The organism is Pseudomonas koreensis, from assembly GCF_024169245.1.
In the GTDB taxonomy this organism is placed as follows: domain Bacteria; phylum Pseudomonadota; class Gammaproteobacteria; order Pseudomonadales; family Pseudomonadaceae; genus Aquipseudomonas; species Aquipseudomonas koreensis_F.
The window spans coordinates 725,439-737,592 of record NZ_JALJWP010000001.1; the positions used below are offsets into that span (position 1 = coordinate 725,439).

Sequence of the window (12,154 nt, forward strand, 5' to 3'; positions counted from 1 at the left end):
CTTCATATAGGCCACGGGCGTTGAAGAAAAGATGAGTTGAGCAAGAAGGACTTAAACGAAAAACGCCGCGACAAGGCGCGGCGTTTCGGGGTTAAAGCAAATTCGATCAGGCGAAGGTGTCGATGATCGTCCCCAGCACTTCGTCGGACGCCTTGGCCACCTTCACACCCAGCTCCGCCTGGATCCTGCCCTGCGACAGCTCGACGATATTGCTGGTTAGATCCGATTCTTGCGCGCGATCCACACCGCGCAGGCGATTGACCTGCACTTCGGACGACTGGCTGGTCACCGAGCGTTCGATGGTGTTGTTGGCGATCTGGCTGGCAGCCTGATCGACGCGGTTCTGCCCGGACTGAATCGAGCTCAGCCCCGCATAAAAAGCTGTGTTGCCGGAGATTTCCATAGTCGCTCTCATCCTGCAAAGGATCAATGGTCGCCATTGAAGCAGACGCGCCTGCAAAACACCCGTCAAAAACACTAATGGCACAGTGCCTGTTCATAGTGAAAAACTTAGTCGAGCAAATCCAGCTGCAAATGCTCGGCGACCGCTTCGGCACTCAACGCCTTGAGTTTCGGCACGCGGCCCAGGCACGGCGCGGGGATGCGCTCGGCGAGGGTTGCAAGATTTTCCTCCAGCCGCGAAGTCTTCGGATCGATGATATTGGCCACCCAACCTGCCAATTGCAGGCCATCGCGGGCGATCGCCTCGGCAGTCAGCAACGCATGACTGATGCAACCCAAGCGCACGCCGACCACCAGAATCACCGGCAGCTTCAGCGCAATCGCCAGGTCCGACAGATTGTCCTGATCGGCCAACGGCACCCGCCAGCCGCCCGCGCCTTCGATCAGGGTGAAATCAGCGTTCATTGCGAGGATTGCGCGCATAGGCGCCAGCAGCGATTGCACCGTCAGCGCCACCCCTGCTTCGCGCGCCGCCAGATGCGGAGCGATCGCTGGCTCGAACGCCACCGGGTTGACCTGTTGATACGTCAGCGGCAACGAACATTCGGCCAGCAGCGCCAGGGCGTCGGAATTGCGCAAACCCTTGGGCGTAACATCACACCCGGAAGCCACCGGTTTGCCCGCCGCCGTGCTCAAGCCTGCAGACCGCGCCGCATGGAGCAATCCGGCAGCGACGGTGGTCTTGCCCACATCCGTGTCGGTACCGGTGATGAAATAGGCTGCGCTCATAGGGGTTTCTCCAACACGGCGTACACCACCTGATACGTTGCCGGCAGTCCCGACGCCTGACGGAACTGCTCATACGCCTCGATCAGCCCGAGTATCCGCGCCCGCCCGGTCAGACCGCCCGGCCGCCCGGGGTTCAGATTGTGCGCGCCCAGCGCCTTCAGCTCATGAGTCAGGCTGCGCACATCCGGGTAATGCAACACGTGCGGCTGATTCTCCAGCGCCACGACGCGCATGCCACTGCCAGCACACAACTGTTCATAACGGGCGAACTCGCGGAAGCGATTGACATGCACCAGCCCGTCGACCTTCCGCCAACTTTCCCGCAACTCGAACAGCGTTCCTGTACACAGACTAGCAAACGCAAAAATCCCGCCCGGTTTCAGCACGCGAAAAGCCTCGCGCAGCACCGCGTCAAAATCGTCGCACCACTGCACGGCGAGGCTGGAGAAAATCAGGTCCGAACTCGCATCCTGCAACGGCAGCCGCTCGGCATCGCCCGCGATGAAATGCTCAGCGCCACCCAGCGGCCGTGCGTGATTGAGCATGCCCTCGGCGATGTCCAGCGCGACACCGCTGCTCTGGGTAAAACGCGAGGCCAGCGCCCGGGTGAAATAGCCGGTCCCGCAACCGAGATCGAGCCACCGCGACGGCATGAAACTCGCCGGTAAACGCTCAATCAGCTGCGTGCCGACGTCGCGTTGCAACTCGGCGACGCTGTCGTAACTGGCCGCTGCACGGGAAAAAGACGCCGCCACCTGGCGCTTGTCGGGCAAGCCTTGAGGCAGCACAAGAGACAGATCAGTCATCAGCGCACTCATGAAGAAACGCCAGGATCGCGCCCGCGATTCCGTGCGGGTCTTCCAGCAGAAAAGCATGGCTGGCCTGTTCGATCAGACCAATTTCGATATCCGGCAATTGCGCGAATAACGCGCCGGCCGCCTCCGCCGGGACCAGCGCGTCCTGTCCGCCGAACAGATGAAACTGCGGGCCGCGAAACGCCTGCAACGCCTGACGCGTGTCCAGTTGCGCGAGCAATTCCAGCCCCGCCATCAGCGCAGTCGGCGCGGTGGCAGGCGCGCCACCCAGCAGCAAGCGCGACAAGCCACGCGGATCTGGCGAACCTTGCGCACATAACAGAGAGAAGCGCTTGAGCGTGGTACGCGGGTCGGCCTGGCAACCGGCAAGAAACGCATCGAAAGTCTCGCCAGGCATCGCGTTCGGCCACTGCTCATGGGCGACAAACGCAGGGTTACTCGCCAGCGTCAGCACACCGCAGCACGCCTCACCGCGTCGTGCCGCCAACTCAGAGGCGAGCATGCCGCCCAGCGACCAGCCACCGAGCCAGACTTCCTGGGGAATGCGTGCATCGAGTTCGTCGAGCCAGTCTTCAAGATCAGCGGAGTCCAGCTCCGGCAGCGGCTCGATCTCGACCTGCAGGTGTTCGTCGAGGCCACGCAATGCTGCGGCCAGCGGTTCCAGCGGCGATACGCCGAGGCCCCAGCCGGGCAGCAGGATCAGACGATTACGCATGGCCTGGCTCCAACGACAATCGGCCAAAACAATCCGCCAACCCCTCCAGCAACTGTTGCACCTGCGCCTCGCTGTGGGCGGCGGTCAGAGTGACGCGCAACCGCGCGCTGCCGGCCGGCACAGTCGGTGGGCGAATTGCGGTCACCATCAAGCCGCGCTCGCGCAGCATCTGCGATAGCCGCACGGCGCGCCCGGCTTCGCCGATCATGATCGGCTGGATCGGCGTGAAACTGTCCATCAGCTCCAGCCCGATCTGCTCGGCGCCGTGGCGGAACTGGCGGATCAGCGTCTGCAAATGCTCACGGCGCCAGTGTTCGCTGCGCAGCAGCTCGAGGCTTTTCAACGTCGCGCAGGCCAGAGCCGGTGGTTGGCTGGTGGTGTAGATATACGGGCGGGCGAACTGGATCAGGCTTTCGATCAACTCTTCGCTGCCGGCGACAAACGCTCCGGCAGTGCCGAAAGCTTTCCCGAGGGTGCCGACCAGCACCGGCACATCGTCCTGGCTCAAGCCAAAGTGCTCGACAATACCGCCACCGTTGGCGCCCAACGGGCCGAAGCCATGGGCGTCATCAACCATCAGCCACGCGCTTTTGGCCTTGGCCTCGCGGGCCAGCGCCGGCAGGTCGGCGATGTCACCGTCCATGCTGAACACGCCGTCGGTGACCACCAGCGTGTTGCCAGTGGCTTTCTCCAGTCGTTTGCCCAGGCTTTCGGCGTCGCTGTGCAGGTAGCGATTGAAACGCGCGCCGGACAACAGGCCCGCGTCCAGCAAAGAAGCGTGATTGAGCCGGTCTTCGAGCACCGTATCGCCCTGCCCGACCAGCGCGGTGACCGCGCCGAGGTTGGCCATGTAGCCGGTGGTGAACAGCAGCGCACGCGGTCGCCCGGTCAGATCGGCGAGTGCTTCCTCCAGCGCGTGATGCGGGCTGCTGTGGCCGATGACCAGATGCGACGCACCACCGCCGACGCCCCAACGCTCAGCGCCGGCGCGCCAGGCTTCGATGACTTGCGGGTGATTGGCCAGGCCGAGGTAATCGTTGTTGCAGAAAGCGAGCAACGGTTTGCCGTCGACTACTACTTGCGGGCCTTGCGGCGATTCGAGCAGCGGACGCTGGCGGTAGAGGTTGTCGGCACGGCGGGCAGCAAGGCGTGCGGCGAGATCGAAAGACATGCAGGCCTCACATCAGACAAATAACTGGGTAGGAGCTGCCGAAGGCTGCGATCTTTTGATCTTGTTTTAGAAAGTCAAAGTCAAAAGATCGCAGCCTTCGGCAGCTCCTACAGGGTTTTGCATTTCAGCAGCGGTCAGATGGCAGCGTTGTAGAACTGCTCGCTACTCTTCTGCTCCACCAGTACCTGCTCGATCGCCGCCTGGTGCACTTCATCGGCGTGCTCTTCACGGGCCTCCGGCTGGATACCGAGGCGTGCGAACAGCTGCATGTCCTTGTCAGCCTGCGGGTTGGCGGTGGTGAGCAATTTGTCGCCGTAGAAAATCGAGTTGGCGCCGGCGAAAAAGGCCAGGGCCTGCATCTGCTCGTTCATCGCTTCACGCCCGGCGGACAGGCGCACGTGGGATTGCGGCATGAGGATGCGCGCCACGGCGAGCATGCGGATGAAGTCGAACGGGTCGATGTCTTCGGCGTTTTCCAGCGGCGTGCCGGCGACTTTCACCAGCATGTTGATCGGCACCGATTCCGGATGCTCCGGCAGGTTGGCCAATTGGATGAGCAGATTGGCGCGGTCGTCCAGCGACTCGCCCATGCCGAGAATGCCGCCGGAGCAGATTTTCATTCCCGACTCACGCACGTAGGCCAGCGTTTGCAGACGCTCGCTGTAAGTGCGGGTGGTGATGATGCTGCCGTAGAACTCCGGCGAGGTGTCGAGGTTGTGATTGTAGTAATCGAGACCGGCCCTGGCCAGCGCTTCGGTCTGCTCCTGATCGAGACGCCCGAGGGTCATGCAGGTTTCCAGGCCCAGGGCTTTAACGCCTTCCACCATCTTCAACACATACGGCATGTCTTTCGCCGATGGATGCTTCCACGCTGCGCCCATGCAGAACCGCGTCGAACCAATGGCTTTGGCCCGGGCCGCTTCTTCGAGGACCTTCTGCACTTCCATTAGTTTTTCTTTTTCCAGACCGGTGTTGTAGTGCCCGGATTGCGGGCAGTACTTGCAGTCTTCCGGGCAAGCGCCGGTCTTGATCGACAGCAGCGTCGAGACCTGCACGCGGTTGGCGTTGAAATGTGCGCGGTGCACCGTTTGCGCCTGGAACAGCAAGTCGTTGAATGGCTGTACGAAGAGTGCTTTGACTTCGGCCAGAGACCAATCGTGACGCAGGGTGGCGGTGGTGCTCGCGCTCATGGGCAATTCCTTGGTTATGCTTGGCCGGCGCCGGGGAAAACGGAATACCCACAGGCGCTACACGGATGTTCGGCATATTTAAGGAAGAGCGATGCGCTGTCAACCACAATACCAAGGTCAGGTTTACATCTGTTTAAAAAACGTACAGTCCTGCTTGTTATGCGACGAGCCGGCAGAAGCAGAAATGCCAATATGCGTGGCCTGCGAAACCGAACTGCCCTGGCTCGGCAGCCACTGCCAGAGCTGCGCTTTGCCGCTGGCTGCCGATGGCCTGACCTGCGGCGAGTGCCTGCTAGAGCCGCCGGCCTTCGAGCAGGTCGCCGTGCCTTGGGTCTATGCATTCCCGGTGGACAGTTTGATCACACGCTTTAAACACAACGCGAAATGGCCGTTTGGTCACCTGCTCGCCGACGTTCTCGGTCAATACCTGCAGCATCGCTTCGAAGAGGACTTACCGCGCCCGGATGTGTTGCTGCCGGTGCCGCTAGCGAATAAACGTCTTCGGCGACGAGGTTTCAATCAGGCGTCGATGCTCGCGCGCTGGTTGAGTGTTTCGCTGGATTTGCCGTGTGAAGAACAGGTACTGCGGCGAATCATGGATACCGATGCCCAGCAAGATCTCGACGCCAAGGCGCGTAAACGCAATCTGCGCAATGCCTTCGCGCTGGCACCTGAGGCGCAGGTAAGGGGCCGTCATTTCGCGCTGGTTGACGACGTCCTCACCACCGGCGCGACCGCTCAGGCACTGGCGCGATTGTTGATGAACGCAGGTGCGGCGCGGGTCGATGTGTATTGCCTGGCCCGCACGCCGAAGCCTGGCACCTGAGCCCAACACCATTCTCCTGTAGGAGTGAGCCTGCTCGCGATAGCGCCGGTATTGCCAACAACGATGCTGACTGATCTACCGCTATCGCGAGCAGGCTCACTCCTACAGGGGATGTGTGTCGGGCTTGACTCGTACGTTGCAAGTAGCCAACGTCCATTTCATCGCCCGAGCCAGAAGCGTTCTGCCATGTCCCTGCCCTCCCTGCTCTCCCAACACATCGTCCGCCGTCCGCAACGCATCGCCCTGCTGCAACACATCGCCGAGCAGGGCTCGATCACCCGTGCGGCGAAGAGTGCGGGGCTCAGTTACAAGGCGGCGTGGGATGCGATCGATGAGCTGAACAACCTGGCGCAAAAACCCTTGGTCGAGCGCGTGGTGGGCGGCAAGGGTGGCGGTGGCGCCAGGCTGTCCAGCGAGGGCGAACGGGTGCTGCGCCTGTATCAGAAATTGCAGGCGTTGCAGGCACAAGTGCTGGAAGCGGCGGAAGACGCCAGCGATCTGGATCTGCTCGGGCGCCTGATGCTCAGGACCAGCGCGCGCAATCAGCTGCACGGCACGGTCGTGGCGATTCAGGCACAAGGTCGCAACGATCTGATCCGCCTCGAACTGGCCGAAGGCATTGGTCTTGATGCGCAGATTACCCACGACAGCAGCATGCATCTGGAGCTGCAGCCCGGTACTGAAGTCGTGGCGCTGATCAAGGCCGGTTGGCTCGAACTGCTTGGCGCCGAACAGCCTGCAACGCCCGGTCATAATCTTCTCAAAGGCATCATCGAAGCCGTTCTTGACGCCGAGGACGGCCCCAGCGAAGTACGCATTTCCCTGCCCAACGGCCACACTCTTTGCGCCTTGGCCGAACCGCTGCACTTGCGCAATCAGGGACTCGCCGTGGGGTCTGCGGTGCAGGTGCAATGCGCGCCGTCCAACGTGCTGATCGGCACGCCGCTCTGATTCGCCTCTGCAACGAAAGCGTCATCGACCCGCATTAAGGTGTTGGCCATAAACCAAGCAGGGAGCCTGATGTGAGCCTATTAGAAGAAAACCAATCCACTGATCTGGAAAAAATGGTCGGCCTCAGCCGTCGCGGTTTCATCAGCGCCGGTGCGTTGTGCGGCGCGGCGATGTTCCTGGGCGGCAACCTGTTGACCCGCAGCGTCATGGCCGCCAGCGTCAGCGCCGGCAACAGCCGTCTGCTCGGTTTCGAGAGCATCCCGGCAGCGACCACCGACGCCATCAGCCTGCCAAAAGGCTACAAGTCGTCGGTGCTGATCAGTTGGGGCCAGCCGCTGCAAAAGAACGGCCCGGCCTTCGACTCGAGCGGCAATGGCACCGCCGCCGCCCAGGAAGTGCAGTTCGGCGACAACAACGACGGCATGAGCCTGTTCGCCTTCCCCGACGACAAGAACCGCGCGTTGATGGCGATCAACAACGAATACACCAACTACCGTTATCTGTATCCCCACGGCGGCATGCCGCAATCGGCCGAAGACGTGCGCAAGGCGCTGGCGTGTGAAGGCGTGTCGGTGATCGAAGTGCAGCGCAAGAACGGCCAATGGCAGTTCGTCCAGGGCTCGCGCTACAACCGTCGCATCCACGGCAACTCGCCGCTGCGCATCAGCGGTCCGGCCCGCGGCCACGACTTGATGAAAACCGCCGCCGACAAGCACGGCAAGAAAGTTCTCGGCACGTTCCAGAACTGCGCCAACGGCAAGACGCCATGGGGCACCTACCTGACCTGCGAAGAAAACTTCACCGACTGCTTCGGCAGCAGCAACGCCCAGCAGCAGTTCGACGCCGCGCAAAAACGCTACGGCGTCGTCGCCAGCAGCAAAGACATCAACTGGCACCCGCACGACCCGCGCTTCGACATGGCCAAGAACCCGAACGAACTCAACCGCCACGGCTGGGTTGTCGAGATCGATCCGTTCGACCCGCAATCGACTCCGGTCAAACGCACCGCACTGGGCCGCTTCAAACATGAAAACGCCGCACTGGCCGAGACCGATGACGGTCGCGCCGTGGTGTACATGGGCGACGACGAGCGTGGCGAGTTCATCTACAAATTCGTCAGCCGCGACCGCATCAATCACCGCAATCAAAAGGCCAACCGCGACATCCTCGATCACGGCACCCTGTATGTGGCGAAATTCGATGCCGGTGACGGCAACCCCGATCACCCGAAAGGTCAGGGTCAGTGGATCGAACTGACTCACGGCAAGAACGGCATCGACGCCAGCAGCGGGTTTGCCGATCAGGCTGAAGTGCTGATCCACGCGCGCCTTGCCGCCAGCGTGGTTGGCGCCACACGCATGGACCGCCCGGAGTGGATCGTGGTCAGCCCCAAGGACGGTCAGGTCTATTGCACCCTGACCAACAACGCCAAGCGCGGCGAAGACGGGCAACCAGTCGGCGGGCCGAACCCGCGCGAGAAGAACGTCTACGGGCAGATTCTGCGCTGGCGCACCGACCGCGACGATCACGGCTCGAAGACTTTTGCCTGGGATCTGTTTGTGGTTGCCGGCAACCCGGGCGTGCATGCCGGGACGCCGAAGGGTGGCTCATCGAACATCACCCCGCAGAACATGTTCAACAGCCCGGACGGTCTGGGTTTCGACAAGGCCGGACGCCTGTGGATTCTCACCGACGGCGACTCGAGCAACGCTGGCGACTTCGCCGGTATGGGCAACAACCAGATGCTCTGCGCCGATCCTGCGACCGGTGAGATTCGCCGTTTCATGGTCGGGCCGGTGGGTTGCGAAGTGACCGGGATCAGCTTCTCACCGGATCAGAAAACCCTGTTTGTCGGGATTCAGCATCCGGGCGAAAACGGTGGTTCGACCTTCCCCGAGCATCTGCCCAATGGCAAACCGCGGTCTTCGGTGATGGCGATTACCCGCGAGGATGGCGGGATCGTCGGCGCCTGATCCATCGCCTTCGCGAGCGAGCTCGCTCCCACATTTGGAATGCGATCCACTGTGGGAGCGAGCTTGCTCGCGAAAGGACCGACCAGACACCAACCACCTCCCCCGCTGCCATCTGCGTTACCATGCCGAGCCGGACGCAGCAGCCTGCTGCGCGCAGGAGTCAGCATGGCCCACCCGTTTGAAACCCTCACCCCCGATCTTGTCCTGGATGCCGTTGAAAGCATCGGTTTCCTCAGCGACGCGCGCATTCTGGCGCTCAACAGCTACGAAAACCGTGTGTATCAGGTCGGCATCGAAGACTCCGAGCCGCTGATCGCCAAGTTCTACCGTCCGCAGCGCTGGACCAACGAGGCCATCCTCGAAGAACACCAGTTCACCTTCGAACTGGCCGACATCGACATTCCGGTGGTGGCGCCATTGATCCACAACGGCGAAACCCTGCATGAGCACGCCGGTTTCCGCTTCACCCTGTTTCCGCGCCGAGGTGGGCGCGCGCCGGAGCCGGGCAACCTTGATCAGCTGTATCGCCTCGGCCAGTTGCTCGGGCGCATGCATGCGGTGGGCGGCACCAAGCCGTTCGAACATCGCGAAGCGCTCGCCGTGGAGAACTTCGGCCATGCTTCGCTAAACACTTTGCTCGAAGGTAATTTCATCCCCAAAAGCCTGCTGCCGGCGTACGAGTCGGTGGCCCGCGACCTGCTCAAACGCGTCGAAGATGTCTACGCCGCCACGCCGCACCGGAACATCCGCATGCACGGTGACTGCCACCCCGGCAACATGATGTGCCGCGACGAGATGTTTCACATCGTCGACCTCGACGACTGCCGCATGGGCCCGGCGGTGCAGGACATCTGGATGATGCTCGCCGGCGATCGTCAGGAGTGTCTGGGGCAGCTGTCGGAATTGATGGACGGCTACAACGAGTTCCACGATTTCGACCCGCGCGAACTGGCGCTGATCGAACCGCTGCGCGCCCTGCGCCTGATGCATTACAGCGCCTGGCTGGCGCGGCGCTGGGACGACCCGGCGTTCCCGCACAGCTTTCCGTGGTTTGGTACGGAACGGTATTGGGGCGATCAGGTGCTGGCGTTGCGCGAGCAGCTGTCGGCGCTCAATGAAGAACCGCTGAAACTCTTCTGATTCACCCCGCCCCCTGTAGGAGTGAGCCTGCTCGCGATAGCGGACGGACATTCAACATTGATGTTGGCTGACCCGGCGCTATCGCGAGCAGGCTCACTCCTACAATTGAACTGTGTTCACAAATTCACAACTCACTTGCAGACAAATCTCCTTACAATCCCTCCTTTGTCAGTTGCCTGAGCAAGGATTCTGCATGCAAGCCGCCAACCCGCGTCGCGGGTACATTCTGGGCCTGAGCGCCTACATCATCTGGGGCCTGTTCCCGATCTATTTCAAAGCCATCGCCGAAGTCCCGGCAGTCGAGATCATCATCCATCGGGTGCTGTGGTCAGCGCTGTTCGGTGCGTTGCTGCTGATGGTCTGGAAACATCCCGGCTGGTTGCGCGAGTTGCTGGACAACCCCAAACGTCTCGCGATCCTCGCATTGAGCGGTACGCTGATCGCTGCGAACTGGCTGACTTACGTGTGGTCGGTGAACAACGGCCGCATGCTCGAGGCGAGTCTGGGTTACTACATCAATCCGCTGGTCAACGTGCTGTTGGGCATGGTGATCCTTGGCGAACGACTGCGGCGTATGCAGTGGGTGGCGGTGGGTCTGGCTGCGGTGGGTGTGGCGCAACAGGTGTGGCAGGTCGGCAGTTTGCCGTGGGTCTCGTTGGCGCTGGCGTTGACCTTCGGTTTCTACGGTCTGATCCGCAAGCAGGCGCCGGTCAAGGCGTTGCCGGGGCTGGTGGTGGAAACCTGGATGCTGGTGCCGATTGCGATTGCGTGGTTGCTGTTCAATCAGACTGCGACCAGCGTGCAACCTGCCTTCTGGACTACGTCCGAGGCGTGGTGGCTGGTGGCCGCCGGCCCGGTGACGCTGGTGCCGCTGGTGTGTTTCAACGCCGCCACCCGCCATCTGCCTTACACCACCATTGGTTTCCTGCAATACATCGCGCCGACCCTGGTGCTACTGCAGGCCGTGCTGCTGTTTGGCGAGCATTTGTCGTCCAGCACGCTGGTCGCCTTCATGTTTATCTGGGCCGGTCTGGCGGTGTACAGCGTCGATGCGTGGATAAGTTTGCGCCGACGCGCCTGATCAAAAAACGCACAAACCTCCGCAGGCCACAGTTCTCGTGGCCTGCATCGTTCCTTCCCAAGGTTATCCACAGCGTGATCCCCGCCGTTTGTGCGCAAGTCACTGAATGTTGGCGGTTTTTTGATCAACGGGCGCAAAGCCACAGCCGCCGTGGCGTGGCGGCCTGTCTCTACAGGTTATCCACAGGCAGGTGCACGTTAAACCTGAATAACCTCTGCGGCGTTCAATCCTCGGTGCGTAGCACCAGTTCCACCATCAACTCGTCGGCCAGCGTTTCCAGGCGCGCCTGCAACTCATCCAGGGACAGCGTCAGCGGCACCGCCAGAATCGCCTCGGCATGAAACAGCAGCTCGCTGCTCATCGGTGCCGGGCGCACCTCAGTCACCAGCCGTTCCAGGTTCACGCCCTGCTCACCCAACAGTTGGGTGATATCACGGACGATACCCGGGCGATCATTGCCGACCAGTTCCATGGCGATCGGTTTCCAGGTGCAGGATTGTTCGACAGCGCTCTCGGCGATCAACACGCGGATGCCATGCGCTGACAGCGCCTGCAGGGAGTCGACCAGTTCATCGTAAGCCTCCGCCGGAACGCCCACGCGCAGAATCCCGGCGAACTGCCCGGCCATCCGCGACATGCGGCTTTCCAGCCAGTTACCACCGTGCTCGGCGATGCATTGGGCGACGCGTTCGACCTGCCCGGGCTTGTCCGCGGCGAAAACGGTGAGTACGAGATGGTCCATGGCGCAGCCCTCTGTGCATGACTTTTGTTAACGAAGGGCAAGTATAGGCAAGGGCTGGTTTTGCGTTGAGTTGACTGGCCCCTTCGCAAGCAGGCTCGCTCCCACACGGATCGCATTGCAGATGTGGGAGCGAGCCTGCTCGCGAATAGTGGCATCAGCGACATGTCCGAAAAACAAATCGTGTACAACTTTCGATATTTAGCTGGAACAATCCAACACTTTTTTGAGAACATCGCGCTCCGCGACGTGACCGCAATGCGTCATGAGGTCGCAGAACGACGTAATTAGTCTGATTTTCACAAGCGCAACTCATCATGTAGTATGCCGCAGCGCGCACTACATAACGCTGGATCGATGTC

The 12,154-nt window shown here is 61.5% G+C and carries 12 protein-coding genes; 5 read left to right on the plus strand and 7 right to left on the minus strand.

What is annotated here, in order from left to right; translation table 11 throughout:
• Positions 1–106: 106 nt before the first annotated feature.
• From J2Y90_RS03405 to bioB, 6 genes are all read right to left on the minus strand, one after another.
• Positions 107–403, minus strand: coding sequence for a pyrroloquinoline quinone biosynthesis protein PqqE (locus J2Y90_RS03405; protein ID WP_253496486.1), 297 nt, complete (start codon positions 401–403; stop codon positions 107–109).
• Positions 404–510: 107 nt separating this feature from the next.
• Positions 511–1,191, minus strand: a complete 681-nt coding sequence (gene bioD / locus J2Y90_RS03410) for a dethiobiotin synthase (protein ID WP_253496491.1) — start codon at positions 1,189–1,191, stop codon at positions 511–513.
• Positions 1,188–1,997 carry a malonyl-ACP O-methyltransferase BioC gene (gene bioC, locus J2Y90_RS03415; protein ID WP_253496494.1) on the minus strand — a complete coding sequence of 270 codons (810 nt, stop codon included), beginning with the start codon at positions 1,995–1,997 and terminating at the stop codon, positions 1,188–1,190. Before bioC ends, bioD begins: the two co-directional genes overlap by 4 nt.
• Positions 1,990–2,721 (minus strand): alpha/beta fold hydrolase, encoded by a 732-nt coding sequence (locus J2Y90_RS03420; RefSeq protein ID WP_253496497.1) that lies wholly within the window; start codon positions 2,719–2,721, stop codon positions 1,990–1,992. The genes bioC and J2Y90_RS03420 overlap by 8 nt, the downstream gene beginning before the upstream one ends.
• Positions 2,714–3,892: an 8-amino-7-oxononanoate synthase gene (gene bioF / locus J2Y90_RS03425; protein WP_253496500.1), complete on the minus strand. Its 1,179-nt coding sequence runs from the start codon at positions 3,890–3,892 to the stop codon at positions 2,714–2,716. The genes J2Y90_RS03420 and bioF overlap by 8 nt, the downstream gene beginning before the upstream one ends.
• A 134-nt stretch (positions 3,893–4,026) precedes the next feature.
• The gene (bioB, locus tag J2Y90_RS03430; protein ID WP_253496503.1) at positions 4,027–5,082 is read right to left on the minus strand and encodes a biotin synthase BioB; all 1,056 of its coding nucleotides are present in this window, start codon (positions 5,080–5,082) and stop codon (positions 4,027–4,029) included.
• A gap of 91 nt (positions 5,083–5,173) precedes the next feature.
• On the opposite strand from bioB, the gene J2Y90_RS03435 reads away from it, so the two are divergent.
• The 5 genes from J2Y90_RS03435 (at position 5,174) to rarD (ending at position 11,053) form a co-directional block, all read left to right on the plus strand.
• Positions 5,174–5,908, plus strand: coding sequence for a ComF family protein (locus J2Y90_RS03435; protein WP_253496507.1), 735 nt, complete (start codon positions 5,174–5,176; stop codon positions 5,906–5,908).
• A 186-nt stretch (positions 5,909–6,094) separates the two neighbouring features.
• Positions 6,095–6,859 carry a TOBE domain-containing protein gene (locus J2Y90_RS03440; RefSeq protein ID WP_253496510.1) on the plus strand — a complete coding sequence of 255 codons (765 nt, stop codon included), beginning with the start codon at positions 6,095–6,097 and terminating at the stop codon, positions 6,857–6,859.
• Between the two features lie 71 nt (positions 6,860–6,930).
• On the plus strand, positions 6,931–8,832 hold the full coding sequence (locus tag J2Y90_RS03445) for a PhoX family protein (protein WP_253496513.1): 1,902 nt from the start codon (positions 6,931–6,933) through the stop codon (positions 8,830–8,832).
• Between the two features lie 165 nt (positions 8,833–8,997).
• Entirely contained in the window at positions 8,998–9,972 is a 975-nt protein-coding gene (locus J2Y90_RS03450) for a serine/threonine protein kinase (protein ID WP_253496516.1), read from the plus strand.
• Between the two features lie 193 nt (positions 9,973–10,165).
• Positions 10,166–11,053, plus strand: a complete 888-nt coding sequence (gene rarD, locus J2Y90_RS03455) for an EamA family transporter RarD (protein ID WP_253496520.1) — start codon at positions 10,166–10,168, stop codon at positions 11,051–11,053.
• Positions 11,054–11,276: 223 nt separating this feature from the next.
• Here rarD and J2Y90_RS03460 read toward each other — a convergent pair whose 3' ends face one another.
• Positions 11,277–11,795 (minus strand): glycine cleavage system protein R, encoded by a 519-nt coding sequence (locus J2Y90_RS03460; RefSeq protein ID WP_253496523.1) that lies wholly within the window; start codon positions 11,793–11,795, stop codon positions 11,277–11,279.
• Positions 11,796–12,154 lie beyond the last annotated feature (359 nt).